This is a genomic window from Thioclava sp. GXIMD4215, from assembly GCF_045291555.1.
GTDB lineage: Bacteria > Pseudomonadota > Alphaproteobacteria > Rhodobacterales > Rhodobacteraceae > Thioclava > Thioclava litoralis.
Genome location: NZ_CP149515.1, coordinates 135,247 through 159,863 on the forward strand (window position 1 = coordinate 135,247; position 24,617 = coordinate 159,863).

Here is a 24,617-nt window from a genome sequence, read left to right on the forward strand (position 1 = left end):
GAAGGGTGGGTGTTTCGGTGGTCGGGCCAGCGAGATTCGAACTCACGGCCTTCCGTCCCCCAGACGGACGCGCTAACCAGGCTGCGCCATGGCCCGACATGAGGCGCATATAGAGGGAAAGCGGCGCGGGGCGCAAGACCGAAATCGAAGATTTTTTCGTCTTTTTTCATCTGCTTTCCCGAAGACGGCGAAAAACCCTTCAGGGCCGGATTTCGCGCGACAATTCACGCCGCAATGCATGCAGTTTATCGACCGCCCGCGACAGGGCGACCTGCTCTGTGCGGGTCATCCGGTCGGGCTTGATGGTCGAGATACGGGCCACCAGCACCGAGATTCGCGTGGGCGGCAAAGCTGCGACCCCGGCACCATCGCTTTGGGGCAGGGTGACCGTGGCAAGGGCTGCGGCGCTTTGCTCGGCACTGGGCCGCGGGGGGGCGGGAGGCTGTGCGATTTGCGGCTCTGCCAGCTCCGGTTCTGCCAGTTCGGGTGCGTCCTGTTCCGGTGCGTCGTGATCCTCGGCCTCCCCCTCCGGTTCCGAGGGTGCAGTTTCCATCGCCTCGGGAAGAACCGCGGGGGAAGAGATGTCTTCTTCGTCCTCGATCAGAGCCGAGATGTCGTCATCGTCATCCGCGTCGGTCTCGTCGGCGAAAAGCGGTGTCTGTTCCCAGACATCGGCAAAGCTCGGCCCGTCCGGCACCTCTGGCTCGGGGACGAGCGATGCGGCGTGCGCGGGCTGGGCAGGGGCGTCGGGAAGCGTGTCCATGACCTCTTCGCCCTCTGCCGGTTCCAGCTCGGGCAGAAAGTCATGCGGCTGCAGCGCGCCTTCGGACGCCGCTTGCGGCTCCGTCTGGCGGGGAGTGTCTGTAGCCGGGTTGAGGTCGGACGCGATAACCTCCGTCTCGGGGGGAGATATCGGGGCGTCCGGAGCCTCTTCTGCCTGCGGCTCCGGTGTGGACGGCGCGTCGTGATCCGGCTCTGCGGTCTTCTCGACAGAAACCGTATGTGCGGGCACCGCGAAGTCCGGGTCCGTCATCGCGTCCGGCAGGCTCCCTGCGGCGGCTGCCAGCGGCGGATGCATGGGGGGCGGGGCCTCGGGGGCAGAAAGCGGCTGCGTCCCGTGCACGGCGCTTTCATCCCACGGCAAGGGCGCATCTGAAGGCAGGGGGGGCGCCGCGCGCGGCATGTCGGAAAGGGGGGGCGCAGGCTGCGCAAAGGGCACGTCTGGGGCGTCGTCCGGCGGAAGATGGAGCCGCCCGAGATCGCAGACATGGCGCACGCCCTGCTCCTTGAGCACTTTTTGCACGCCACGTATGGTCAGCCCGTCTTCGTGCAGAAGCTGGCGGATACCTGACAAAAGCGCGATATCATCGGGGCGGTAATAGCGGCGGTTGCCAGCCCGTTTGGTTGGCTTGACCTGTGGGAATTTCCCCTCCCAAAACCGCAGGACATGCGATGGGACGCCAACGATCTCGGAAGTTTCAGAGATCGTCCGGAAGGCATCGGCAGCTTTTGCCATGACTCGTCAATTCCTTTCCCGGACGCTGCTGGGGCCGGGCTTGTCTAAAGGCACCCCATTCGGGGGCGCAGGTCACCTGATCGGATCAGTTCGAGTTGCCGTCGGCCACACGGTCTTTCATCAGATGGGAGGGGCGGAAGCTCAGCACCCGACGCGGGCTGATCGGAACTTCTTCGCCAGTCTTGGGATTGCGACCCATGCGCGAGGCTTTGTCGCGGATGGAGAATGTGCCGAAGGACGAGATCTTTACCGTCTCGCCTGCGACAAGCGCGTCGGAGATATGTTGTAGCACATCCTCGACCAGTTGGGCCGATTCATTGCGCGACAGGCCGACTTCGCGGAAGACAGCCTCGCTTAGATCCATACGGGTCAGTGTTTTGGACATATCGCCCCCTGAGAAGAATTTTCACTCAAGGATGGGGCTGTCGGTCAGCAAAGTCAATATCGCCAGTGCCTTGGCCGGTCTTTCCCCGGAGATAATGTCGGATTTTGCCGGATTTTGGGCGCGGCTTACCAGCGCAGAACCACCGAACCCCATGCCAGACCGCCGCCAATCGCCTCGACCACGACGATCTCGCCGGTCTTCAGCTTGCCCTCGGAGGCACCGACCGACAGGGCCAGCGGGATGGAGGCAGCCGAGGTGTTGCCATGATCTTGCACGGTGACGACCACGCGCTCCATCGGAACGCCCATTTTTTCCGCCGTAGCGGAAATGATGCGCAGATTGGCCTGATGCGGCACGATCCAGTCCACATCATTGCCCGACAGGCCAAGCTTGTCCAAGGCCGTATGCGCGGTCTGGGCAAGTTTGGTGACCGCATGGCGGAAGACCTGATTGCCCTGCATCCGCAGATGGCCGGTGGTGCCGGTGCTGGACACGCCACCATCGACATAAAGAAGCTCGCGATAGCGCCCATCCGAGTGCAGATCCGAGGCCAGAATGCCACGGTCATTGACCGTGCCGGTGCCTTCGGCCGCTTCCAGAATCAGCGCACCCGCACCATCCCCGAACAGCACGCAGGTCGAGCGGTCTTCCCAGTCCATAATGCGCGAGAAGGTCTCGGCCCCGATCACCAGCACGCGCTCTGCCTGACCCGAGACGATCAGCCCGTTGGCATTGGTCAGCGCGAAGATGAAACCCGCACAGACCGCCTGCACGTCATAGGCAAAACCGCGGGTCGAGCCGAGCCCCGCCTGCACCATTGTCGCCACGGAGGGGAAGGTGAAATCGGGGGTGGAGGTCGCCACGACAATCGCGTCGATATCCTCGACGCTCATGCCCGCATGTTTCAATGCGGCTTCGGCGGCCTTGATCGCCAGTTGCGAGGTGGTCTCGCCTTCGGCGGCGAAATGGCGCCGCTCGATGCCGGTGCGCGAGCGGATCCATTCATCCGACGTTTCAAGCTTGGTCTCGAATTCGGCATTTTCGACAATGCGCTCGGGCAGGTAATGCCCGACACCACGGACCACAGCTCTGATAGTCATTCGATTACTCGTTGTTAGAATTGGCAGCGTCGCCTTGCGCGGCATCCTGCCCAATGGGCATGTCACTTGCAACCCGCGCCGCGAGCCTTTCGGCAAAACCGGACGCCGCAAGACGAGCCGCCAGATCAATCGCTGCGGCAACCCCGAGCGCATCGGCAGAGCCATGCGATTTCACGACCGTGCCGTTCAGGCCAAGGAATACCCCGCCATTGGCGCGGCGCGGATCGATCTTTTCAGACAGGCGTTTGAGCGACTTCATCGCCAGCATCGCCCCCAGCTTCGACAAGACCGAAGAGGTCAGCGCCTCTTTCAGCAGGCGGCCGGCCAGTTTGGCCGTGCCTTCGCCGGTTTTCAGGGCGATATTGCCGGTAAATCCGTCAGTCACAATGACGTCAGCTTTGTTGGAGGACAGGTCACTACCCTCGACGAAGCCCACAAATTCGAAATCACCGCGCTCCTGCGCATCACGGCACAGGCCGTAAGCTTCTTTCAGCTCGGCGCGGCCCTTATGTTCTTCGGTGCCGACATTCAGCAGCCCCACACGCGGGCGCTCGATATTGAGTGCATTGCGGCAGTAGGAACTGCCCATCAGCGCATAGGTCAGCAGGTCGGGCGCATCGGCTTTGATATCGGCGCCCATATCCAGCATGACGCACCAGCCCGCAGAATTCTGCGAGGGCCAGAAGCTGGCAATGGCGGGGCGGTTCACGCCCGGCAGCTTGCGCAGGCGCAGCATCGACAGCGCCATCAGCGCGCCGGTATTGCCGCAGCTCACCGCCACCTGCGCCGATTTCTCGCGCACGGCATCGACGGAGGCCCACATGGAGCTGTCCTTGCCATTGCGCATGACCTGAGAGGGCTTGTCCTCCATCCGCACCACATCACTGGCGTGGCGAATGGTGACAACCTTGCCCAGACCACGTGCATCGACGAGGCTTTTAAGCTCCGCTTCGGGGCCGTTGAGCAGGAAGCGCAGTTCAGGAGACTTCTTGGACGCGCGCGCAACCCCGTCGACCACGACGGAAGGGCCATGATCGCCCCCCATCGCATCGACAGAAATGACGATAGCGCCGGATTGCTCCGGCGCTGCGGTCGCATCGCGACCCTGCGTCACAGCAGTCGTATCCTGCCCTGCGTCCAGCGATTGGTCTTGCCGATTAAGCATGCCGATAGCTGTGTCGTCGGGCAACGCGGCTTATGCCGCGTCGTCGTCCAGATCGACTTCGTCAGCAGCTGCGACGACTTCGCGGTCGTCGTAGTGGCCGCAAGCGCCACAAACGTGGTGCGGGCGCTTCAGTTCGCCGCAGTTCGGGCATTCAGCCGGATTTGCAGCAACAAGTGCGTCATGCGCGCGGCGCATGTTGCGGCGGGAGCGCGTGACTTTATTCTGAGGGACAGCCATGTCTCAACCTCGGATGTTAGGGGGCGCATCGCCCGCGTTGGTGGCCGTAAAGCCGTGATTTTCCTGGTGTTTCACCCGATAGACGCTTGCGGCGACTCTGGTGTGAACCCAAAACTCGAATGAGGCCGGGAACATACTGCGATTTTCCAAAGGTGCAAGCCCTTTCTTGGGGCTTGGGCCTAGATTTTTCGCGGCAAGGTCCGGCCTGCCCGATACGGGGCAAATTGATCGTACGAGATGCCTTCCAAGACGGAGGGTCCCCAAGGGATCTGGCCTTTTGGAAGGGCCGGGATTCGTGCGTTCACCGCCCGCTTACGCGTTTCCGTCCTTCTTGTCCATCAAAGCCTTCAGATTGGCGAAAGGTTTGAGGTCCTCATCGCGCAGCGGCGTTTCACCGGGTTTGGTGATGACCGTCTCGCCCAGCTCTGCGCCGTTCTTGCGCGGATAGAGCGGCAGGCCGAGTTCGAAGGCTTCGAGCGCCACATGGGCAAGGTCGATCACCGCGGGCAGGGCCTCGGCGCTGTCATCCTCGGGGATCTCCGATTCTTCGGCGGTAGGTTCCACCCAGTCGCGCAGGAAGCGACGGCTGACCGATTCTTTCACCTCGCCCGCGACCGGCTCCAGCGTGATGACGCAAGATTGCGTGATGCGTGCGTGGAGCTTGCCGTTGAGAACGAAGTCATGTTTGCCGGCGGGCGTCAGTTCGCCTTTGAAGCTCAGCGCCTCCACCGAGACGATATCGGCCCATTGGGCGATCTCCTTGCGCAGGGCGGGTTCGGGCGAGATGTCGAAGCGCAGAGGCTTGCGTCCGTTGAGGTCTTTCACCGCGACGGGGTGGGACCAGGGCATTTCAAGGGGGGTGCCGTCTGTCATGACGCGTGTCCTTCTGTCTGGGGCTGTCCGGCAGGGGCCGGGCGGGCCTTTGGCTGTGTCAGGGCCCGCAAGATGCGGGTGAAGAGGGGGGCCGCCGCGATGGCGGGTTGTTTTTTCCGGCAATATCCGGCACCAAGCGGGCCAGAACCTACCGGTTCCGGTCTTGAGGGCCGTGTGCAGGTATTGTAATCGGGATAAAAGGCCAGTGGCCGCGAGGCAAGGGGGATACAGTGAGCATTGGTTTCGCACCGCGCCGCCTGATGCAGGGGGTTGCCCTTTGCGCAGTGATCGGGCTTGGCGCTTGTTCGCCTATCTATCGCAATCATGGCTATGTGCCGACGGAAGAAGACCTGTCGCAAGTTCAGGTCGGAAAAACCACCAAAGACGATCTTGACCGGCTGATCGGGCGACCCAGCTCTTCGGGCGTTCTGGAAGGCTCGGACTGGTATTACGTCGGCTCGCGCTGGAAACGTGTGGGCTGGGGGGCCTCGCATGAGATCGACCGTCAGGTTCTGGCTGTCAGCTTCAACAAGGCTGGCGTGGTGTCGGGGGTCGAGCGCTATACCCTCAAGGATGGCCATGTGGTGCCGCTGACCCATCGCGTGACCGAGGCCAATGTGAAGGGCATCGGTCTGATCCGCCAGTTGCTGGGCTCGGTGGGGCGTATGGACGCCGGCACACTTCTGGGGTCGAGCAGCCCCGACAATTAACGGGGGGCCGCCCGTCTGGGCCATATGCATGCCAAGATCGAACGCGCCGTCTTGCGGCGCGTTTTTCATTGGCCGCCCGTTTGCCGCAGGAAAGCTGCCGAAAATTCATGCGCTGGCACGGTGTCGGGCAGGCGGGAGCGGGCGCTGACTTCTTTTTTTCATGAACTGCGCATAGTCTTTCGGCAGGCGGGCTGTCGGGTGGGCCGTCGGGCAGGTTATGGAAGTCGGGCGGGTCGTGAGAGTGGATCGTAGGGCCGGAGGCGACAGATGAGTTTTTCGTTGATACGGGGTCGATATGTGGCGCGCCTTGCCCAGACGGTGCAGGATCTTGAGGCGGTGCAGGCGATTCGGGGACTGTGTTTCCGTGGCGAGGGCTGTGTGGACCGCGATGCGTTTGACGCCCAGTGTCAGCATGTGATGGTGGAAGAATGCGGGAGCGGGCGGCTGGTCTGCTGTTTCCGCCTGCTGCCGCTGGCCTCGGGGGAGGAGATCGGGCGCAGCTACGCAGCGCAGTTCTATGCGCTGGAGGCGCTGGCGGATTATCCCGCACCGATGGTGGAGATGGGGCGGTTCTGTATCCATCCTGCCTGTCACGACGCGGATATCCTGCGGGTGGCATGGGGGGCGATGACGCGTTTTGTCGATGGGGCAGGGGTGGAAATGCTGTTTGGCTGCTCGTCCTTCAGGGGCACGGACTGGCGCGATTATGCGGATAGTTTCACGCTTTTGTCGCAGCGCCATCTGGGGCCGGAGCGCTGGTTGCCACGGGTCAAGGCGCCTGACGTGGTGCGCTATGCGCGTGCGTTGATGGGGGCGCAGGGGAACCCGAAACAGGCGATATTGCGGATGCCGCCCTTGCTGCGCAGCTATCTGGCAATGGGGGGCTGGGTTTCCGATCATGCGGTGGTGGATCCGGATCTGGGAACGTTGCATGTGTTCACGGGGCTTGAAATCGGCCGCATTCCGGCGGCACGGCGGCGGGCCTTGCGTCTGGTGGCGGGGTAGGGGCGCTGCCCCTCTTGGGGCGTTGCCCCAATTCACCCCGGGATATTTCGGGCAGCTGGAAGCGGGGGCCTGTGTGAAGGGTGATTGACCTTTGGGCTGGGCGTGATTAGCTGCGCGTCATGGCACGTGCACCTATTTTACAGCTTTCCGATATTTCGCTGTCCCATGGCGGCGATCCCGTGTTCGACGGTCTCGATCTTGTTGTCCAGCAGGGCGACCGTGTGGCCTTGGTGGGCCGCAACGGCACCGGCAAATCCACCTTGATGAAGGTGATGGCGCGGCTGGTGGAGGCCGATCATGGCGAGGTGGTGATCCCGCCCGGCATTTCGGTGGGCTATATGGAGCAGGAGCCCGATCTGTCTGGCTTTGCGACGCTGGGGGAGTATGCCGCTTCGGGGCTGGATCCTTCCGAGGCCTATAAGGTCGAGATGGTGGCCGAGGGGTTGAAGCTGAATATGGAGGCCTCGCCCGAGACGGCATCAGGCGGCGAGCGGCGGCGTGCGGCTTTGGCCAAGCTTCTGGCGGAGGCGCCGGAGTTGATGCTGCTCGACGAGCCGACCAACCATCTGGACATCGAGGCGATCGGCTGGCTTGAGGCCGAGCTGAAGGCGACGAAGGCGGCCTTTGTGGTGATTTCGCACGACCGGGCGTTTTTGAAGGCTTTGACGCGGGCCACTTTGTGGATTGACCGTGGAAAGGTGCGCCGTCTTGAGCGCGGCTTCGAGCATTTCGAGGAATGGCGCGAGGAGGTTTGGGCCGCCGAGGATGAGGCGCGGGCCAAGCTGGGCAAGAAGATCAAGGTCGAGGCGAAATGGGCCGTGGAGGGCATTTCGGCGCGGCGCAAGCGCAATCAGGGGCGGTTGCGGGCGCTTCAGGATATGCGCGCGGAACGATCAAACCAGATCAAGCGTCAGGGCGTGGCCGCGATGGAGATCGAAACGGGCAAGGCGTCGGGCAAGCGGGTGATCGAGGCGAAGGGGCTGTGCAAGGAGTTCGGCGGCAAGACCATCGTGCAGGATTTCGATCTGCGGGTGCTGCGCGGTGACCGGATTGCGTTTGTGGGCCCCAATGGTGTGGGCAAGACCACGCTTCTGAAGATGTTGATGGGGCAGATGGAGCCGGATGCGGGGACCGTGACCCTTGGCACCAATCTGGAGGTCGCGATTTTCGACCAGACCCGCGCGGCGCTTGATCCCGAGCAGACGCTGTGGGAGGGATTGGTGAATGACCCCGATATGGCGGTGCGCGGGGCCTCGGATCAGGTGATGGTGCGCGGCACGCCCAAGCATGTTGTGGCCTATCTGAAGGATTTCCTTTTTGACGAGGCACAGGCGCGGGCGCCGATCAAGTCGCTGTCGGGCGGCGAGCGGGCGCGGCTTTTGTTGGCGCGGATCATGGCCAAGCCGTCAAACCTTCTGGTGCTGGACGAGCCGACCAACGATCTGGATGTCGAGACGCTGGATCTGTTGCAGGATATTTTGGGCGACTATGATGGCACCGTTTTGCTGGTCAGCCACGATCGGGATTTTATCGACCGTGTGGCCTCGACCACCATTGCGATGGAAGGCAATGGTCGGGCTGTGGTCTATGCCGGCGGCTGGAGCGATTACCGTCATCAGCGGTCCTTAACCGAACCCGAGGACCGGCCTGTGATCAAACCCGCGGGGGAGGCGGTCCGGCCTGCGGCTTCGCCGGTTGTCGCGGCCAAAACCGAGGCAAAGCTGAGCTTTACGGAAAAGCATCGGCTGGAAGCGCTACCTGCGGTGATCGAGCGGCTGGAGGCCGAGATTGCCAAGCTGGAAGAGTTTCTGTCGGTCCCCGATCTTTTCGCCAAGGAACCGGTGAAGTTCCAGAAAGCCACGGAGGCTTTGGTCGAGCGGCAACAGGCGCTGTCGGAGGCTGAAGAAGAGTGGCTGGAGCTGGAAGAAAAGGCGCAGGGATAAAAAGTGAAGCGGGGAGGCTTACTCCCTGCTTGCCTTGCGGCGGAGGCGCTTCTAGATTTCACAAAACGTTGAAATTTCTGAGGGACCTGCGCTTGCGCATGTTCCGGATTGTGTGAACGAGATCCCTATGCAAGCCCCGCTGCATCCCTGCGAAGCCGACCGTCTTCAGGCCCTCCGGTCTTACGATATTGTCGATACCGAATTCGAAGCGGAATTCGATGAGGTTGTCGATTTCGTGCGCGCGGTCTGTGACGTGCCGATCGTGCTGATTTCGCTGGTGGCGGAAGAGCGGCAGTGGTTCAAGGCGCGCCGAGGTCTGGATGTGGACGAGACGCCGCGCGATGTCGCCATATGTGCCTATACGGTCTTGCAGGACGATATTCTGGAAATCGGCGATACCCTGCTTGATCCGCGCACGCGCGACAATCGCCTGTGCACGCAGGACCCCGATCTGCGTTTCTACGCGGGGATGCCGCTGGTGACCAAGGAGGGTTTTGCGATTGGCAGCCTGTGCGCGCTGGATCACCGCCCGCGTGTTCTGACCGATCTGCAACGTCAGACCCTGCGGGTGATGGCGCATCAGGTCATGGCGCGGCTGGAGCTGCGCCGGACCCTGCGTCTGGCGCGCGAGTTGCGCGGCGAGGTGGATCATCGCGTAAAGAACTCCTTGCAATCGCTGGCGGCGCTGGCCTCGATCAAAGCGCGCAATGTGGCTTCCGATGAGGGGCGCGAGGCCTTGCAGGCCATTCAGCGGCGCATCCAGACCGTGGCCATGCTGCACGAACAGCTCTATCGTTCCGATAGCGGTTCTGCGGTCAATCTGGGAGGCTATCTGACGGATGTGGCGCGCTATCTCGAGGGGCAGACGCCGGATCGGGTCAGTATCCTGTGCGAGGCCTGCGATCTGGCCGTCGTGGCCGAGCAATCTGCCGCTATAGGGACGCTGGTGAACGAATTCGTCGCCAATTCGATCAAACATGGCTATCCCGACGGGCGACGCGGCAATATCCGTGTGGGGTTGCGCCAGATCGCGCCCGACGAGGCCTGTCTGGAGCTTTCCGATGACGGAATCGGTCTTCCCGAAGGCGGTGTGACGCGCAAAGGGTTGGGATTGCAGATCATGGAGGCCTCGGCTGCGCAGGCGGCAGGGCAGTATGAGCAGGTGCCCGTCGAGCGGGGATTTGCCGTTGCCGTGCGGTTCCAGCCGCGCGCCAGTCGGGCGATCTTGTGAGCGGGACATCTGGAGATTGACTTTTGTTCTGTGATCACGCATACAGCGCCAACCCGGCGTGATTCTGTCTGCCGGGTTTATCATTGTCACCGCCCTGAAAAGGGCGCGCTGTCCGAAGGCGGTCCCATGAGGGACCACAACACCGTCAGGGGCCAAAGGACGCGGAAGCAAAAAGGAAGACGCGATGTTTGCGGTCCTCAAGACTGGCGGCAAGCAATACAAGGTTCAAGCGGGCGACGTGCTCCGCGTGGAACTGATTGCTGCTGAAGCTGGCGATAAAGTCCAGTTCAATGAAATTCTGATGGTTGGCGGCGACAAGCTTGTCGTTGGCGCGCCCTTCGTTGAAGGTGCTGCCGTGCAAGCCGAAGTCATCGACTCGATCAAAGCCGACAAAGTCATCACCTACCACAAGCGCCGTCGTAAGCACTCGTCGCAGCGTACCCGTGGTCACCGCCAGAAGCTCACGCTGCTGCGCGTCACCGACATCGTCGCCTCGGGCGCAGATGCTTCGGTGAAAGAAGCTGTTGGCACCGCCGTCGCACGTCGTGCGGCTCACGAAACCAAGTAATCAGGGGAGTAACCACCCATGGCACACAAGAAAGCAGGCGGTTCGTCCCGTAACGGTCGCGACTCCGCAGGTCGTCGTCTTGGCGTCAAACTCTATGGCGGTCAGGCGGCTCTCCCGGGCAACATCATCGTGCGTCAGCGCGGCACCAAAGTCTGGGCCGGCGATAACGTCATGATGGGCAAAGACCACACCCTCTTTGCTGTCGCCGAAGGCACTATCGAGTTCAAGAAGGGCCTCAAGGGCCGCACCTTCGTCTCGGTTCTTCCTGTTGCGGAGGCGGCCGAGTAAGCCGACCTTCCCGTCACACGGATAATATGAAGGGGGATCGGCAGCCGCCGGTCCCCCTTTTGCGTGTCGCAGGGTTTGCGTTTGGCGCGAGGAGGAGGGGCCTTGTGCATAATGCAATGCAAAACGCCCATAACGCGATAAATGATCCGGCATCCGGCGCTTCTTTGCGAATTGACGCTAGGTCTTTATACGATTTTTACCTTGGCACATTATCTGCCAGAATTCGCCTCGAAACTGGATTACACTAGAGGCATTACGGAGGACGACATGTTTCAGGAAGCCATCCCTGACCAACCTGTGATCGAAGCTGAAAGGTTCATCCTGCGCCCGCTGCGCAAGTCCGATGCCGGGCTGATGACCATGTATACTTCGGATAAACGTGTCGCTACCGGAACCCGTGCCATTCCGCATCCGCTCCCGCCGGGGGCGTCAGACCAGTTCATCGCGCGTATCCTGTCGGGACAGGGCGATGAGGATGTCTGGGCGATCGACGGTTCTGCGCAGGGCTCGTGCGAGCTGTTGGGCATTGTGTCGCTGACCCGTATCAATGACACCCAGTCCGAGATCGGCTTCTGGGTCGGGGCAGGCTATTGGAATGCGGGCTATGCGTCCGAAGCCGTGCAGGCGATGGTTGCGGCCAATCCGCATGGCTCGCGCACGCTGCTGGCCGAGGTGTTTCAGGATAATCCCGGTTCGGGCCGTGTCCTGACCAATGCCGGTTTCGAATATCTTGGGGATGCCGAAAGCTGGTCCGTGGCGCGCAATGCCTCGGTGCCGACATGGACTTATCTGCGGAAAATGGACTGAGCCATGCTTCTGGCGCGCCATGTCCATACGGCGCGCCTGAGGTTGCGCCCCTTATCTCCGGCGGATGTGCCTGCCATTGTCTCCGCGCTTTCGGGGTTCGAAACAGCGCGCTGGCTGGGGCGGGTGCCGCACCCCTATCGTCTGTCCGATGCACAGGAATTCGTGGCGCGCAGTCAGGACAAGCAGGTCTGGGCCATCGAGGATGGCGCGGGCTTTGCCGGTATGATCGGGATGGTGGGCGAGCTTGGCTACTGGCTCGCGCCGCACGCGCGCGGCAAGGGGTATATTCAGGAGGCGGCGCTGCATCTTGTGGCCTGCCACTTTGCCGACCCGCAGGTGGATCATCTGAAAGCGGGCTATTTTATCGGCAACCATGCATCTGCCAGAATTCTTTACGGGCTCGGGTTTGTCGAGGATGGTCCGGCAGACAGGCGGCCGAGCGTGGCATGGGCGGACCTGCGCCCGCATCAGCCCCTGCGCCTTGACCGCGCAGGCTGGGCGCGGCGCTTTGTTCCACAGATCCGCACGCCGCGCCTGCGGATCGACCCGCTCCGTCCCGAGGATGATGTGGCCTTCCACCGGCTCGTGACCTGTCCGTCTATCGGGCGGATGCTGCAACGGTTTCCTGCCGATTGGACACTGCCGCAGGCACGCGCCTTTCTGGCCGAAGCCCGTTGGCAGGGCGCGCGTCCGTGCCGTCTTGCGCTGCGCCATCAGGGCCGGTTCGTTGGCTCGATCGGGGTGGGGCAGGGCGCGTGCCCCGCTATTTTCTATTTCCTTGATCCGGCGGAGGCGGGGCGGGGGCTGATGTCCGAAGCGTTAGAGGGGTTTATCGGCTGGCTGTCTGAAACTTGGGGGCTGCGGCAACTGACGGCGCGGGTGTTTTGCGACAACCCTGCCTCGCGACATGTGCTGGAAAAGGCGGGCTTCCGTGTGACCGGCACCGGTTCGGGAACGTCGGCGCAGCGCGCTGCCCCTGCACCGGACTGGGGCTTGGACTATGAGGCGCCCGACCCCGCGGCCTGAATTTCGCAAATATCCCCAAGCTGTGGCCGCGCGCCCCACTTCCCACCTTGATCCGCAGGCGCAGGCAGCGTATCCCGTGCCATTGGTATCAACGCCACATCACGCCCGAAACTGCTGCAACCCGAAGGAACAGCCCGATGAAATTTCTCGACCTCGCCAAAGTCTATATCCGTTCCGGCGGCGGCGGTGCCGGCTGTGTGTCTTTCCGTCGCGAGAAATTCATCGAATTCGGTGGCCCTGACGGGGGCGATGGCGGCAAGGGTGGCTCGGTCTATGTCGAGGCGGTCGAAGGGCTGAACACGCTGATCGACTTCCGCTACCAACAGCACTTTTTCGCCAAATCCGGTCAGCATGGTATGGGCAGCCAGCGCACCGGTAAGGATGGCGATGATATCGTGCTGAAAGTGCCGGTCGGCACCGAGATTATCGAAGAGGATGAAGAGACGGTCATTGCCGACCTGACCGAGGTCGGGCAGCGTATCCTGCTGGCCAAGGGGGGCAATGGCGGCTGGGGCAACCTGCGTTTCAAATCCTCGACCAACCGTTCGCCGTCCAAGGCCAATCCCGGTCAGGAAGGGGTGGAGCGCACGATCTGGCTGCGTCTGAAACTGATCGCCGATGCGGGGCTTCTGGGCATGCCGAATGCGGGCAAGTCGACCTTCCTTGCCACAGTGTCGAATGCGCGCCCGAAAATCGCGGATTACCCCTTCACCACGCTGGTGCCGAACCTTGGCGTCGTAGGCGTGGACGGACGCGAATTCGTGATGGCCGATATTCCCGGTCTGATCGAGGGCGCTTCCGAGGGCCGCGGCTTGGGCGACCAGTTTCTGGGCCATGTCGAGCGTTGCTCGGTCCTTCTGCATCTGGTGGATGGCACCTCCGAGACCGTGGTCGAGGATTGGCAGACCATCGTGGGCGAGCTGGAAGCCTATTCCGAGGCGTTGTTCGATAAACCCCGCGTGACCGTTCTCAACAAGATCGACGCGCTGGATGAGGAGACCTTGGCCGAGCGCAAGGCCGAGCTGGAAGAGGCCGTGGGCGGCAAGGTCTATCTGATGTCCAGCGTGGCCAAGAAAAACGTGGATACCGTGCTGCGCGCGCTTTGGGCGCAGATCGTGGAAGACCGCGGTGGCAATGGTGATGGCGAGGACGGATCGTGGCAACCCTGATTGCGGGCCGGATGGCAGGTGCCCCCAGCGTGTCAACCGCCGCACAAAGCCCGCGCCTGTCGCAGGCCAAGCGGGTGGTGATCAAGATCGGTTCGGCGCTTCTGGTCGATCAGGCCGGTCTGCGGGCGGAGTGGTTGCAGGCATTGGCCGAGGATGTGGCGATGCTCAGGGGGCAGGGCACCGATGTGGTGCTGGTGTCCTCGGGCTCGATCGCGCTTGGCCGCCGCATCCTGCGACTGCCCCAAAGTGATCTGCCGCTGGAGCAGTCGCAGGCGGCCGCTGCTGTCGGACAGATCCGGCTGGCGCAGGGCTATCAGGAAATGCTTGCGCCGCATGGGGTGACCACCGCGCAGGTCCTGATGACGCTGGACGATACCGCCAACCGTCGCCGTTATCTGAATTCGCGCGCGACGCTGGAAACCCTGCTGTCGCTGGGCGTCGTGCCGATTGTGAATGAAAACGATACGGTCGCCACGGACGAGATCCGCTTTGGCGATAATGACCGTCTGGCCGCGTCGATTGCGGTGACGATCGGGGCGGACCATCTGGTGCTTCTGTCGGATGTCGACGGGCTCTATTCCGCCAACCCCAAGACCGACCCGACCGCCGAACATTTTCCAGTCGTGCCGCATATCACCCCCGAAATCGAGGCGATGGCGGGCGACCCCATCTCTGGTGTCTCGAAAGGCGGCATGAAGACCAAGCTGCTGGCCGCGAAAGTGGCTGTGGCGGGCGGATGTGCGATGGCCATCATGGACGGTTTCGTTGCACGCCCGCTTCTGGCGCTGGAAGAGGGGGCAAGGGCGAGCTGGTTCCTCCCCGAGGGGGACCCGCGTGTGGCGCGCAAGCGCTGGATTTCGGGCATGAAACCGCAAGGCCAGATGCATGTCGATCAAGGGGCCGTGCAGGCGCTATCGCATGGCAAATCGCTGTTGCCTGCGGGGGTGACGCGGGTCTCGGGCGAGTTCGGTCGCGGCGAGCCGGTGGCCATTCTTGCGCCGGACGGGCAGATCGTGGCCAAGGGGCTTGTGCGCTATACCTCGACCGAGGCGCGCGCGATCGCGGGGCATAAGTCGCAGGAAATTGCCGAGATTCTGGGCTATCCCGGACGGGCGGCGCTGATCCATCGCGATGATATGGTTTCGCTGACTTAAGTCAGGCAATAACCAGATACGAAAAGCGCGCGGCCAAAGTCGCGCGCTTTTTCGATCAGATCCAGAACATCAGCCAGAGCGCAAGCATCACCGCACAGACGGCGCTATAGGCACCGTTCCATCTGAGACTGACGGTCGCGGGCGTCACATCGCCCAGCCGCGCCACAAGCATTACCGAGGCTGTGAAGGGCGAGGTGACCCCCGAAAGCGACCATCCTGCCGTGATCGACAGCACCATCGCGGTGGGCGAGATGCCAAGCGCCTCCGGTGTCGGCAGCAGCGGCCCGAAAAGCGAGACGAACAGGATGGGGTTCATCCCCAACTGCCCGCCGATCGGGATCAGGACGATGGGCAGGATCAGCAGCAGCCAGACCGGCATCGCCGCCAGATCCAGCCCGCTTCCCGCAACGATTGGCGCAAGCATGGTGCCCGCAGACGAGCCGATAAACCCCGCCATCGACAGGAGAACGATCTCGTTGCGATAGGAGGGCAGCTCGATGAAGCCGAATTCGCAGGCGTGCAGCACCGCATGGTTGAGGCGCGTGCGTCTGGGGGCCCCGATCAGCAGCCAGCCCGCAGAGAGCAGCGGAATGATCATCAGGACGGACATGGCAGCGGGCAATCCGGCGGTCAGATCCAGAATGACAGCGGGGATCGCGATCAGCAGGATCAGCCAGAGCACCGGCAGAAGATCGCGGGCGGTGGTGGGCATACTGTCGCGCAGCGGGGTTGCGTGATGGCCTTGCGGGATCACCGGCTTGAACAGTTGGTCCATCGCCCAGCCGACCCCGATCAGGATCGCGGAAGACACGAGGGCGGGCAGGATGATATGGTTCAACTCCGCCCCTTGTACGATCGAGGTCGAGATCACCATCGCAAAGCCCAGCGGAGACCAGCACAGGCTGGCGGCAAAGCCGCGATGGACCGCTTGCAGCATGCGGCGTATGCGGATTTTGCGGATTTCGGGGTCGGGTTCGCGGTCTGAGGAGGCACGCGACATGCCCCCCAGAAGCGAGATCGCGCCGTAGTTCAGCATCGGGGCGAAGGCCTGTGTGCCGATGGTCAGCGCGCTATAGCGCCGTCCGGGAGGCTGGCTGGCCAGATAGACCGCCGCGCGGGTGATTTTTTCCGAGATCCCCGCCACATGGCGCAATGTGGCCAGAGCCGAGAAAAAAGCGATGATGAAGCTCGCACGGCCAAGCGCCTCCGAGATCACCGCCCAGGGTGTGGGATAGAAGAGGAACGCATAGGCGCATAGTGCCAGCGCCACCACCACGAAGATCCGGCGCGAATTCTTGACCGAAGGTGTCAGCGCCAGCACGGCAATGACGCTCAGGACTTTCGCGACGGGCGCGGCAAAGGCGAAGATCTCCCAGTTGGCCAGAATGGTGCAAAGGATGATCAGGCCCAGAATGACCCCGATGGCCCGATCCAGCAATGTGGTCTGTTTGAGCTGCTCGAAGCTCGTTGCCATAGGCGGGGTCCTTTCGAAACGGGAAGCGGGTCTTAGACGCAGACAGGGGAAAAGGTGCGGATCAGGCGTCGAGGGTGATCCAGACCGGCACGTGGTCCGAAGGCTTCTCGCGGCCACGGATGTCACGGTCGATCTGGCAGTCGGTCATCAGGTCGGCGGCTTGCGGGCTCAGGAGCAGGTGGTCGATGCGGATGCCGTTATTGCGCGCCCATGCGCCCGCTTGGTAATCCCAGAAAGAGTAATGGCCGGGGCCTTGGGTGCGGGCGCGGAAGGCCTCGGTGAAGCCAAGGTTCAGGATGCGGCGGAAGGCGGCGCGGCTTTCGGGCAGGGCCAGCGCGTCCTTTTGCCAGCTTTCGGGTTTGGCGGCATCCTCATCCTGCGGGATGATGTTGTAATCGCCCGCTAGAACCAGCGGCTCTTCCAGCGCCAGCAGCTCGGTCGCGCGGGCCTGCATCCGCGCCATCCATGCCAGCTTATAGCCGTATTTGCCTTCGGCAACCGGCGCGCCCTCGGCGTCGAACTCCACCGGATTGCCATTGGGCAGATACAGCCCGCAGACCCGCACCGCGCGCTCGCCGATCACGGTCGCCTCGATCCAGCGGGCCTGTTCGTCGCTGTCATCACCCGGCAGGCCGCGGGTGATGTCCTCTAGCGGCAGTTTCGACAGGATCGCCACCCCGTTGAAGCTTTTCTGCCCGTGGGTTTCAACGCGATAGCCCAGATCCTCGATGATCTCGCGGGGGAAGGCCTCGTCGATGGATTTGATCTCTTGCAGCAGGGCGACATCGGGATCGGCCTCTTTCAGCCAGTCCACCAGCGCATTGATACGGGCCTTGACGCCATTGATATTGAAGGTCGCGATTTTCATGGCCTGTCTCCGCTCTGGTCCAGCATCTTGAGCGCGGCATGATAGCGGGCGATCCGCTGCCTGTCTTCCGGCCCGATATGAGCAATACGCGACAGATCCAGATTGTCCAAGAGGTCGAGGCGCTTGACGACCCGCGCAATCGGGTGGGCGGCGGCGCGCAGAACGAAGGCCTCGTAGGGCTCGCCCATGCGTTTGCTCAGCGCATCGAGGGCTGTGGCCTGAAGGTCGCTCAGCCCTTCGATGCGTAGCGCCGCGAGCGTCCAGTCGCTATCCTCGACCACATCATGCAGCACGGCCACCACGCGGCTGTCATGGTCCTTGGCCCCCAGCATCACCCGTAAAGGATGCAGGATATAGGGCGCGCCGCCCTTATCGGTCTGGCCCTTATGGGCCAGTGCGGCAATACGGATCGCGGTTTCGAGCTGCATCGGGTGTCCGGTGTGGATGGCTGACTCTGGTCAGAGAGAAAGCACAAGTCGCCCGCCGCGGAAATGGCCGCGGATCAGGACATTCTTGCGCTTGGCGTGGGAAAACTGGTCGAGCCAGTCGCGATAACGGTCATTGGTGATGATCTTTGCACCAAGCCGTGTGGCCTGACGCAGGATTTCGGGGTCGGCAGGCAGGCCGCTATCAACAACCTGTATCCGCCTGGGGGGCAGGCCAAGCAGCGGCGCAAGCTCTTCTGGCCCCATGTAATGGTCCGAGAGCTTGTAGCCCACATTGGCATCAAAGATCACGAGGGGCGCGTAACCGGCGGCTTTGGCCCGTGCCAGAACCCGTTGCAGGGCGGTCAGCTCGGGCAGGTTCTTGCGCCAATGCAGGACGTTGGAGCCGTCGATGAGGATGGGCTTCTGTCCGCGCAGATCCCTGTGCGGGGCGGGTGCGGGGGCTTTGCGGCGCAGTTGCCACTGGCGCGGTGGCTTCGATATCCGGAAATTGCGGACCCTTAGCACCAGATAAAGTGCCGCGAGCGAGGAAATCAGGCAGAGGGCCAGCAAATCTGGCTGATCCAGAAAAAAGGCGCAGGCGGCAGCGGCTGCCGATCCGGCGAGAAGTATATCAGGGATCCGCATGGGCGGCTTTCAAAAAGGTCGCAGGCCGCGCCGGTCATGACGAAACGGGCGCGGCCTGTGGCATGTTACATGGAGAAGGAAATCCCGCAGCCGCAGGAGGATACGGCATTGGGATTGTTGACCACAAAGCGCGCGCCGATCAGTTCGTCGGTGAAATCGATCACCGCGTTTTCCAGAAACGGCAGCGAGACGGGGTCGATCAGCACGCGCTGGCCCGCGCCTTGCAGGATCAGGTCATCTTCGGCGGCCTGCTCTTCGAGCTTGATGTCATATTGGAAGCCCGAACAGCCGCCGCCCTCAACGGCCACACGCAGGGCGCGCGGGGTCTCGGCATCTTCGTTGATTTCTGCCAGTCGCGCGAAGGCGCGCTCGGTGACTTTTGGCGGAATTTGCAGCATTTTCACACGCTTTCTGCCCGTTGGGGCCTGTTCTTCCCTAGGCTAGGGGATATAGGATGTCTTATATGCCGCGACAAGAAGAGGTTGCCGTGCTCAAGCCCTATGCCTGCCATCCCGAGAAGACTCGGGGGAGACTTATTCCGGAAAACTATTCCACGTTCCGGACCACGTTTCAACGGGACCGCGACAGGATCATCCATTCTTCGGCCTTTCGGCGGCTGAAACATAAGACCCAGGTGTTTGTCGAACATGAGGGCGATTATTACCGCACCCGTCTGACCCATACAATCGAGGTGGCGCAGGTGGCGCGCACGATTGCCAACCATCTGGGGCTGAACACCGATCTGGCGGAAACCGTGGCACTGGCGCATGATCTGGGGCATCCGCCCTTCGGTCATACCGGCGAGGATGCGCTGCACGAGCTGATGGCGCCCTATGGCGGCTTCGACCATAACGCGCAGGCCTTGCGCATCGTGACCAAGCTTGAACGCCATTACGCCGATTTCGACGGGCTGAACCTGACATGGGAAGCCCTTGAAGGCATTGCCAAACATAATGGTCCGGTGATTTCGGATCGTGGCGGCAGCCATACGGTCGCGCGGCGCGAGGATCTGCCCTACGCACTGGCCGAAGTCGATGCGATGTGGGATCTGGAACTGGCGTCCAATGCCAGTGCCGAGGCACAGGTGGCTGCGGTGGCCGATGATTGCGCCTATAACCACCATGACCTGCATGACGGCTTGCGGGCGGGGCTGTTTACCGAGGATGACCTGTGCGAATTGCCGGTGATCGGCGAGTGTTTCGCGGCGGTCGACAAGCTGTATCCGGGGCTGGACCGCTCGCGTCGCCAGCACGAGGCCTTGCGCCGTGTCTTTGGTGTGATGGTCGAGGATGTGATCGCGGTGGCGCAGAACCGGCTGGAATCTTTGCGCCCCGAGACGGTGGACGATATCCGCTCGATGGAGGGGCCGATCATCCGTTTCTCGAAGCCGCTTTACCAGAACCTCAAGGCGATCAAGCGCTTCCTGTTCACCCGCATGTATCGCGCCCCGACCGTGGTGGTCGAGCGCAAGCGGGTGACGACGATGGTCAACGGGCTATTCCCGTTTTTCATGGAAAACCCGCAGCAGCTTCCGTCTGACTGGCAGGGCGATGTGGGCAAGGCCTTGGCCTCGGGGGGGGATGCCGAAATCCTCTTGGCGCGGGTGGTGCTCGATTATGTGGCGGGCATGACCGACCGTTTCGCCATTCAGGAATATCACCGGCTGATCGATCCGGATCTTTAAGGTGATGGGGGGCTCCCCCGTTCACCCGGAGCCCCCGTTTGCCTGATGTCACAGGCGCGATGGTGTTTTATCGCCCGGTTCTTCCGGGCAGGGGGCGTTCGGCCTGTTTCATGGCCGAGCCGCCCCATTCGGGGTGCTGCTTTTCTTGCTCTTTCACCGCCTGACGGAAGCGTTTCCATGCGCCCAAAGACGGCAGTCGCGGAATATGCGCCAGTTCCCAGTGAATACCGTTGATCGGGTCCTCAAAAAATACCGCATAATACCCCGGTGAATAGACGGGATATTCTGCGGGCGCATCTGTCACGGGGACAGCGTTCGGGCACAGAAATTCCGCATGGAACGCGTCCACCTCGCGCCGGTTGCGGGCCCAGAGCGCGATGTGATGGATGCCCGTCGCGCGAGCTTCATGCGAAAGTTTGCCACCCGATTTGGCGGGTTGCAGCCCGATATAGCTATGCGGGAAGGGAAAACGCGCCATGTAATAGGTCGAGCGATACCCGATATCGAGCGTCCAGAAGCAGCGATATCCCAGCCAGCCGAACATGCGGTCATAGAAGGCGACCGAGGCATCGTAATCGAGAACCGAAAATTCGACATGGTTTATTCCGCGCCAGCGCATTGTGATCCCTCCAGATTTATCCGTTAAGACAGGATCTTGGTCCTTTGCGCGCAAGATCAATCAAAGGCGTCTTTTCCGCTGCGTCACATTGCGGGGCCGTATCTCTGTTCTTGGGGAATTGGGGGCGGCCATCGGCCATAGCAGGGGGGCTTCGGGACCGCACAGAGGGCCCCGAAGATTGTGCCCCCCGGACCGCCCAGATAAGGGCAGGCCCGTGCCGGTTTGGGGAAGCGCTGCTTCTAGCTGGTCCGCACGCGGAAGGGCGGGGCGATCCTTACTTCTTCAAGGTTTTTGCCGTCCCCGATGCGGTCGACCACCGCAAAGAGCCCCGGACCGGCCAGCGGCGTCAGCACACCATGCCAGATGCCGCGGTGGAAGTTGATCGCCTGCGCGCCGTTTGTCACAAAAGCGCGCGGGCTGCCGGGGCGGTCGCCCAGATCGGGAGCCACGATGATCAGGAAAGGATGTTCCGACATCGGGATAAAGCATTGGCTGCCATGAGGATGGCGCTCGAGCAGGTCGCATTCATAGGGCAGGCTGCGCGGTTCGGCCTTGAAGATCGACACACCCGCGCGGCCTTCGAAGAAACTGAGCGCGGCGCGATCATGATAGCGGCCACATTTGCCGGCATTGATCAGACGGTCGGGCGCTCCCTCCGCCGACAGGACATCGCCAAAAGGGGCGAAGGCTTCGGCGTTAAGCGGTTCGGTGGTAATATCCATCAGCGCCCCAGCATTCCGCGCAAGGGCATGTGGCGGTTGACGTCCTTATACAGGAGGTAGCGGAAGGGCTGGGTGCCGCCCGCATAGCAGGCCTGCGGGCAGAAGGCGCGCAGCCACATGAAATCGCCGCCCTCGACCTCGACCCAGTCCTTGTTCAGCAGATAGACCCCGCGCCCCTGTAGCACATATAGCCCGTGCTCCATCACATGGGTCTCGGCAAAGGGAATCGTTGCCCCCGGCTGGATGGTGACGATGTTGACATGCATGTCGTGGCGCATGTCGTCGGGTTCGACGAAACGGGTGGTGGCCCATTTGCCTTCGGTGCCCGCCATCGGGCGCGCCGCTGTCTGCTGGTCCGAGGTCACGAAGCTTTCGGGTTTGGCAATGCCCTCGGCGGGGGTCCAGATCTTGCGTATCCAGACCAGAGTGACAGGTGCCGCGGAGACATTGGCAAGTGACCAGTCCTCGTTCGGGGCAAGGAAGGCATAGCCGCCCTCGGAGAGATCATGGTGCGTGCCCTTGAGCGTCAGGTCAAGGCGGCCCGACAGCACGAAAACCACGCCCTCGGCATCGGGGTCCGGCTCGGGTTTGGTGGCATGGCCACCCGGAGCGATCTCGACAATCAGCTGCGCGAAGGTTTCGGCAAAGCCCGACATGGGGCGGGCCAGAACCCATGCGCGGGCCTTGTCCCATCCCGGCAGGTAGGAGGTGGTGATATCTGACAGCGTATGGGCGGGCAGGAAGGCATAGGCTTCGGTGAAAACCGCGCGATCAACAGTACGGGTGTTCTGGTCACGCAGACCACCCGGCGGGGCGTAATAGGAAGAACTCATCAGATATCCATATCGTTGAGACGGTGGCGCGCGATCCGTTCGACCTGTCGGCAGGCCTCGGTGAATTCGGTCTCGGCGTCATGGGTGAGGCGGGTGTGGAAAGCCTGAAGGATCGAGGCCTTGCTGTGGTCGCGCACGGCAATGATGAAGGGAAAGCCGAATTTGGCGACGTAATCGGCATTGAGCTGCTGGAAGGTCGCGCGTTCGTCATCGGTCAGCGTATCAAGGCCCGCACTGGCCTGTTCGGAGGTGCTTTCGGCGGTCAGGCGTTTGGCCTGTGCCAGCTTGCCTGCCAGATCGGGATGGGCGCGCAGCACGGCCAGTTGCGCCTCGTGGCCTGCGGTGCGGAAGATCCGCGCCAGCACAGAGGCCACCCCTGCCGCGCAATCATGGGCAGGGCCCAGCTCCAGCTCCCAAGCGCGGCCCGCAATCCATTGCGAATGCTCGTAAATTCGGCCAAAGCGGGTGGCGAATTCATCCTGTGTCATCTCGCTCGGGCGGGGGTTGTGGACCGGCGGATGGGTGGCGGCCCAATGCGCGGCAATCTGGCCACGGGTGGCAAACCACACGCCCTCGTGGCTTTGCGCATAGTCGAGAAACCGTGTGAGCCCCGCAATTTTGCCCGGACGCCCGATCAGCCGGTTATGCAGCCCGATCGAGAACATCTTGCCCTGACCGGCCACGCCTTCGGCATAGAGCGTGTCGAATGTGTCTTTGAGATACTGGAAGAACTGCTCGCCCTCGATATAGCCGGGGGCTGTGGCAAAGCGCATGTCATTGGCTTCCAGCGTGTAGGGGATCACCAGCTGGTCGCGCCCCTCGAGCGTCAGCCAATAGGGCAAGTCGTCGTCATAGGTGTCCGAGATCCAGTCGAATGCGCCGGTTTTGGCGGTCAGCGCCACGGTATTGGCCGAGCAGCGCCCCGTATACCAGCCCTTGGGCGGGGTGCCCACGACCTCGGTATGCAGGCGGATGGCTTCGGTGATCTGGCGGGCTTCCTCTTCGGGCGGGATGTCCTTGTGTTCGACCCATTTCAGCCCGTGGCTGGCAATTTCCCACCCCGCCTCCTTCATCGCCTCGACCTGTTCGGGGCTGCGGGCCAGCGCCGTGGCCACGCCATAGATGGTCACCGGCAGGTTCCGGCGGGTGAACAGCCGGTGCAGCCGCCAGAACCCCGCACGCGCGCCATATTCATAGATCGATTCCATGTTCCAATGGCGCTGGCCGGTCCATTGCGCGGCCCCTGCGATATCGGACAAAAACGCCTCGGATGCGGCATCGCCATGCAGGATGTTGTTCTCGCCGCCTTCTTCGTAATTGAGCACGAGCGATATCGCGAGCTTTGCCCCTTCCGGCCAGTGTGCATCGGGTGCGTCGCGACCGTAGCCGCGCATGTTTCTGGGATACCGGTCCATTTTTATCTCTCCTGTCTTAGGTCCGATCAAAAGCCCAAAATGCGGCAACTTCAAGAGCGCGCTCAGGGAATTGCGGTGGCAGGGCATGATCGGCTTGCGCTGCCTTGCCGCTCGGGCCAATCTTGCAGGGCTATATAGGGTTCGAGACGGAGCGATCGCATGTCAGGCTATCTGAGCACACATGTTCTGGACACAGCGCGGGGATGCCCTGCTCAGGGGCTGGAGGTGGTGCTGTTTCGTCTTGCGGGTGAGCAACGCGTTGAACTGGCGCGGATGCGCACCAATGCCGATGGGCGCACGGACCAGCCGATTCTCCCCGCTGCGGATTTTGCCACGGGGATTTACGAGCTGGTCTTCCATGCGGGGGACTATCTGCGCGCAACCGGCCAAGCAGGGGGCGAGCCGCTGTTTCTGGACATCGTGCCGATCCGTTTCGGGATCAATGACGCAAAGTCACATTACCATGTGCCGTTGCTTGTGTCGCCCTATGGCATGTCGACCTATCGCGGCAGCTAGCAGGCGGGGCAGCTCTGATCGAAAGTGCGAAAAATATTTCATACAAACGCGGATTGCGCGGAGCGAGTGTCTCAAAGCGGTTTGGCGATCTGTGTGGAGAGAAACGAACAATCTTATGCAAAATCGAGGAGATTTCTTCGCAATACGCTGAGCAAACCGTGAACGTCCCTTGCGAAGGACGGTGCGCGATCATAAGACTCAAGTAACGATTTTGGCGTTAGACATGTCTGACTAAT

General features: G+C 62.2%; 27 protein-coding genes and 1 tRNA gene. 12 read left to right on the forward strand and 16 right to left on the reverse strand.

Annotated elements, in window-relative coordinates:
* Nucleotides 1-18 precede the first annotated feature (18 nt).
* From WDB86_RS00595 to WDB86_RS00625, 7 genes are all read right to left on the reverse strand, one after another.
* Nucleotides 19-96 (reverse strand) — tRNA-Pro (locus WDB86_RS00595).
* A 103-nt stretch (nt 97-199) separates the two neighbouring features.
* Nucleotides 200-1,516 carry a MerR family transcriptional regulator gene (locus WDB86_RS00600; protein WP_406736296.1) on the reverse strand — a complete coding sequence of 439 codons (1,317 nt, stop codon included), beginning with the start codon at nt 1,514-1,516 and terminating at the stop codon, nt 200-202.
* A gap of 85 nt (nt 1,517-1,601) precedes the next feature.
* Nucleotides 1,602-1,901: an integration host factor subunit alpha gene (gene ihfA / locus WDB86_RS00605; RefSeq protein WP_339107686.1), complete on the reverse strand. Its 300-nt coding sequence runs from the start codon at nt 1,899-1,901 to the stop codon at nt 1,602-1,604.
* A gap of 125 nt (nt 1,902-2,026) precedes the next feature.
* The gene (locus WDB86_RS00610) at nt 2,027-3,001 is read right to left on the reverse strand and encodes a beta-ketoacyl-ACP synthase III (protein WP_339107685.1); all 975 of its coding nucleotides are present in this window, start codon (nt 2,999-3,001) and stop codon (nt 2,027-2,029) included.
* A gap of 4 nt (nt 3,002-3,005) precedes the next feature.
* Nucleotides 3,006-4,046, reverse strand: a complete 1,041-nt coding sequence (plsX, locus tag WDB86_RS00615; protein ID WP_406721675.1) for a phosphate acyltransferase PlsX — start codon at nt 4,044-4,046, stop codon at nt 3,006-3,008.
* A 150-nt stretch (nt 4,047-4,196) separates the two neighbouring features.
* A complete protein-coding gene (rpmF, locus tag WDB86_RS00620) occupies nt 4,197-4,403 on the reverse strand; it encodes a 50S ribosomal protein L32 (RefSeq protein ID WP_339107683.1) in 207 nt (68 codons plus the stop codon).
* A gap of 312 nt (nt 4,404-4,715) precedes the next feature.
* Entirely contained in the window at nt 4,716-5,276 is a 561-nt protein-coding gene (locus WDB86_RS00625) for a YceD family protein (protein WP_406736297.1), read from the reverse strand.
* A 230-nt stretch (nt 5,277-5,506) separates the two neighbouring features.
* Here WDB86_RS00625 and WDB86_RS00630 point away from each other — a divergent pair, with 230 nt between their 5' ends.
* From WDB86_RS00630 to proB, 10 genes are all read left to right on the forward strand, one after another.
* On the forward strand, nt 5,507-5,986 hold the full coding sequence (locus WDB86_RS00630; RefSeq protein ID WP_339107681.1) for an outer membrane protein assembly factor BamE: 480 nt from the start codon (nt 5,507-5,509) through the stop codon (nt 5,984-5,986).
* A 267-nt stretch (nt 5,987-6,253) separates the two neighbouring features.
* On the forward strand, nt 6,254-6,991 hold the full coding sequence (locus WDB86_RS00635) for a GNAT family N-acetyltransferase (RefSeq protein ID WP_406736298.1): 738 nt from the start codon (nt 6,254-6,256) through the stop codon (nt 6,989-6,991).
* 119 nt (nt 6,992-7,110) lie between these two features.
* Nucleotides 7,111-8,934, forward strand: coding sequence for an ATP-binding cassette domain-containing protein (locus tag WDB86_RS00640; protein WP_406736299.1), 1,824 nt, complete (start codon nt 7,111-7,113; stop codon nt 8,932-8,934).
* Nucleotides 8,935-9,061: 127 nt separating this feature from the next.
* On the forward strand, nt 9,062-10,165 hold the full coding sequence (locus tag WDB86_RS00645; RefSeq protein WP_339107678.1) for a histidine kinase dimerization/phosphoacceptor domain -containing protein: 1,104 nt from the start codon (nt 9,062-9,064) through the stop codon (nt 10,163-10,165).
* Nucleotides 10,166-10,349: 184 nt separating this feature from the next.
* Nucleotides 10,350-10,733: a 50S ribosomal protein L21 gene (gene rplU / locus WDB86_RS00650; protein WP_406720996.1), complete on the forward strand. Its 384-nt coding sequence runs from the start codon at nt 10,350-10,352 to the stop codon at nt 10,731-10,733.
* 18 nt (nt 10,734-10,751) lie between these two features.
* A complete protein-coding gene (rpmA, locus tag WDB86_RS00655; protein ID WP_339107676.1) occupies nt 10,752-11,021 on the forward strand; it encodes a 50S ribosomal protein L27 in 270 nt (89 codons plus the stop codon).
* A 267-nt stretch (nt 11,022-11,288) separates the two neighbouring features.
* Nucleotides 11,289-11,828 (forward strand): GNAT family N-acetyltransferase, encoded by a 540-nt coding sequence (locus tag WDB86_RS00660; RefSeq protein WP_339109524.1) that lies wholly within the window; start codon nt 11,289-11,291, stop codon nt 11,826-11,828.
* A 3-nt stretch (nt 11,829-11,831) separates the two neighbouring features.
* Complete coding sequence (locus WDB86_RS00665; protein WP_406736300.1) at nt 11,832-12,854, forward strand: GNAT family N-acetyltransferase; 1,023 nt, start codon at nt 11,832-11,834, stop codon at nt 12,852-12,854.
* A gap of 137 nt (nt 12,855-12,991) precedes the next feature.
* A complete protein-coding gene (obgE, locus tag WDB86_RS00670; protein ID WP_406736301.1) occupies nt 12,992-14,023 on the forward strand; it encodes a GTPase ObgE in 1,032 nt (343 codons plus the stop codon).
* 11 nt (nt 14,024-14,034) lie between these two features.
* The gene (proB, locus tag WDB86_RS00675; RefSeq protein WP_406737060.1) at nt 14,035-15,177 is read left to right on the forward strand and encodes a glutamate 5-kinase; all 1,143 of its coding nucleotides are present in this window, start codon (nt 14,035-14,037) and stop codon (nt 15,175-15,177) included.
* A gap of 55 nt (nt 15,178-15,232) precedes the next feature.
* Here proB and WDB86_RS00680 read toward each other — a convergent pair whose 3' ends face one another.
* The 5 genes from WDB86_RS00680 to WDB86_RS00700 all read right to left on the reverse strand — a co-directional run bounded on the left by WDB86_RS00680 (nt 15,233) and on the right by WDB86_RS00700 (nt 18,990).
* Nucleotides 15,233-16,651, reverse strand: coding sequence for a hypothetical protein (locus tag WDB86_RS00680; RefSeq protein ID WP_406720994.1), 1,419 nt, complete (start codon nt 16,649-16,651; stop codon nt 15,233-15,235).
* Nucleotides 16,652-16,712: 61 nt separating this feature from the next.
* The gene (xth, locus tag WDB86_RS00685; RefSeq protein WP_406736302.1) at nt 16,713-17,519 is read right to left on the reverse strand and encodes an exodeoxyribonuclease III; all 807 of its coding nucleotides are present in this window, start codon (nt 17,517-17,519) and stop codon (nt 16,713-16,715) included.
* Nucleotides 17,516-17,947, reverse strand: a complete 432-nt coding sequence (locus WDB86_RS00690; RefSeq protein ID WP_339107671.1) for a phosphohydrolase — start codon at nt 17,945-17,947, stop codon at nt 17,516-17,518. Before WDB86_RS00690 ends, xth begins: the two co-directional genes overlap by 4 nt.
* A gap of 30 nt (nt 17,948-17,977) precedes the next feature.
* Entirely contained in the window at nt 17,978-18,517 is a 540-nt protein-coding gene (locus WDB86_RS00695; protein ID WP_406736303.1) for an NYN domain-containing protein, read from the reverse strand.
* Between the two features lie 140 nt (nt 18,518-18,657).
* Nucleotides 18,658-18,990 carry an iron-sulfur cluster assembly accessory protein gene (locus WDB86_RS00700; RefSeq protein WP_339107669.1) on the reverse strand — a complete coding sequence of 111 codons (333 nt, stop codon included), beginning with the start codon at nt 18,988-18,990 and terminating at the stop codon, nt 18,658-18,660.
* 89 nt (nt 18,991-19,079) lie between these two features.
* On the opposite strand from WDB86_RS00700, the gene WDB86_RS00705 reads away from it, so the two are divergent.
* Nucleotides 19,080-20,276 (forward strand): deoxyguanosinetriphosphate triphosphohydrolase, encoded by a 1,197-nt coding sequence (locus WDB86_RS00705; protein WP_406737061.1) that lies wholly within the window; start codon nt 19,080-19,082, stop codon nt 20,274-20,276.
* Between the two features lie 67 nt (nt 20,277-20,343).
* Here the strand turns inward: WDB86_RS00705 and WDB86_RS00710 are convergent, their stop codons facing one another.
* From WDB86_RS00710 to puuE, 4 genes are all read right to left on the reverse strand, one after another.
* A complete protein-coding gene (locus WDB86_RS00710; protein WP_339107668.1) occupies nt 20,344-20,895 on the reverse strand; it encodes a VOC family protein in 552 nt (183 codons plus the stop codon).
* Nucleotides 20,896-21,134: 239 nt separating this feature from the next.
* Nucleotides 21,135-21,617, reverse strand: coding sequence for an ureidoglycolate lyase (locus tag WDB86_RS00715; protein ID WP_406736304.1), 483 nt, complete (start codon nt 21,615-21,617; stop codon nt 21,135-21,137).
* Nucleotides 21,617-22,450, reverse strand: a complete 834-nt coding sequence (locus WDB86_RS00720; protein ID WP_406736305.1) for a bifunctional allantoicase/(S)-ureidoglycine aminohydrolase — start codon at nt 22,448-22,450, stop codon at nt 21,617-21,619. The genes WDB86_RS00715 and WDB86_RS00720 overlap by 1 nt, the downstream gene beginning before the upstream one ends.
* Nucleotides 22,450-23,865, reverse strand: coding sequence for an allantoinase PuuE (puuE, locus tag WDB86_RS00725; protein WP_406736306.1), 1,416 nt, complete (start codon nt 23,863-23,865; stop codon nt 22,450-22,452). The genes WDB86_RS00720 and puuE overlap by 1 nt, the downstream gene beginning before the upstream one ends.
* A gap of 159 nt (nt 23,866-24,024) precedes the next feature.
* Here puuE and uraH point away from each other — a divergent pair, with 159 nt between their 5' ends.
* Nucleotides 24,025-24,381, forward strand: coding sequence for a hydroxyisourate hydrolase (gene uraH, locus WDB86_RS00730; protein WP_339107665.1), 357 nt, complete (start codon nt 24,025-24,027; stop codon nt 24,379-24,381).
* Nucleotides 24,382-24,617: the final 236 nt, after the last annotated feature.

Excerpts from the sequence above, each read along its gene's own strand:
- WDB86_RS00600 (WP_406736296.1), bottom strand. The coding sequence starts at position 1,516 with ATGGCAAAAGCTGCCGATGCCTTCCGGACGATCTCTGAAACTTCCGAG.
- ihfA (WP_339107686.1), bottom strand. The coding sequence starts at position 1,901 with ATGTCCAAAACACTGACCCGTATGGATCTAAGCGAGGCTGTCTTCCGC.
- WDB86_RS00610 (WP_339107685.1), bottom strand. The coding sequence starts at position 3,001 with ATGACTATCAGAGCTGTGGTCCGTGGTGTCGGGCATTACCTGCCCGAG.
- plsX (WP_406721675.1), bottom strand. The coding sequence starts at position 4,046 with ATGGGGGGCGATCATGGCCCTTCCGTCGTGGTCGACGGGGTTGCGCGC.
- rpmF (WP_339107683.1), bottom strand. The coding sequence starts at position 4,403 with ATGGCTGTCCCTCAGAATAAAGTCACGCGCTCCCGCCGCAACATGCGC.
- WDB86_RS00625 (WP_406736297.1), bottom strand. The coding sequence starts at position 5,276 with ATGACAGACGGCACCCCCCTTGAAATGCCCTGGTCCCACCCCGTCGCG.
- WDB86_RS00635 (WP_406736298.1), top strand. The coding sequence starts at position 6,254 with ATGAGTTTTTCGTTGATACGGGGTCGATATGTGGCGCGCCTTGCCCAG.
- WDB86_RS00640 (WP_406736299.1), top strand. The coding sequence starts at position 7,111 with ATGGCACGTGCACCTATTTTACAGCTTTCCGATATTTCGCTGTCCCAT.
- WDB86_RS00645 (WP_339107678.1), top strand. The coding sequence starts at position 9,062 with ATGCAAGCCCCGCTGCATCCCTGCGAAGCCGACCGTCTTCAGGCCCTC.
- rplU (WP_406720996.1), top strand. The coding sequence starts at position 10,350 with ATGTTTGCGGTCCTCAAGACTGGCGGCAAGCAATACAAGGTTCAAGCG.
- rpmA (WP_339107676.1), top strand. The coding sequence starts at position 10,752 with ATGGCACACAAGAAAGCAGGCGGTTCGTCCCGTAACGGTCGCGACTCC.
- WDB86_RS00660 (WP_339109524.1), top strand. The coding sequence starts at position 11,289 with ATGTTTCAGGAAGCCATCCCTGACCAACCTGTGATCGAAGCTGAAAGG.
- WDB86_RS00665 (WP_406736300.1), top strand. The coding sequence starts at position 11,832 with ATGCTTCTGGCGCGCCATGTCCATACGGCGCGCCTGAGGTTGCGCCCC.
- obgE (WP_406736301.1), top strand. The coding sequence starts at position 12,992 with ATGAAATTTCTCGACCTCGCCAAAGTCTATATCCGTTCCGGCGGCGGC.
- proB (WP_406737060.1), top strand. The coding sequence starts at position 14,035 with ATGGCAGGTGCCCCCAGCGTGTCAACCGCCGCACAAAGCCCGCGCCTG.
- WDB86_RS00680 (WP_406720994.1), bottom strand. The coding sequence starts at position 16,651 with ATGGCAACGAGCTTCGAGCAGCTCAAACAGACCACATTGCTGGATCGG.
- xth (WP_406736302.1), bottom strand. The coding sequence starts at position 17,519 with ATGAAAATCGCGACCTTCAATATCAATGGCGTCAAGGCCCGTATCAAT.
- WDB86_RS00690 (WP_339107671.1), bottom strand. The coding sequence starts at position 17,947 with ATGCAGCTCGAAACCGCGATCCGTATTGCCGCACTGGCCCATAAGGGC.
- WDB86_RS00700 (WP_339107669.1), bottom strand. The coding sequence starts at position 18,990 with ATGCTGCAAATTCCGCCAAAAGTCACCGAGCGCGCCTTCGCGCGACTG.
- WDB86_RS00710 (WP_339107668.1), bottom strand. The coding sequence starts at position 20,895 with ATGCGCTGGCGCGGAATAAACCATGTCGAATTTTCGGTTCTCGATTAC.
- WDB86_RS00715 (WP_406736304.1), bottom strand. The coding sequence starts at position 21,617 with ATGGATATTACCACCGAACCGCTTAACGCCGAAGCCTTCGCCCCTTTT.
- WDB86_RS00720 (WP_406736305.1), bottom strand. The coding sequence starts at position 22,450 with ATGAGTTCTTCCTATTACGCCCCGCCGGGTGGTCTGCGTGACCAGAAC.
- puuE (WP_406736306.1), bottom strand. The coding sequence starts at position 23,865 with ATGGACCGGTATCCCAGAAACATGCGCGGCTACGGTCGCGACGCACCC.
- uraH (WP_339107665.1), top strand. The coding sequence starts at position 24,025 with ATGTCAGGCTATCTGAGCACACATGTTCTGGACACAGCGCGGGGATGC.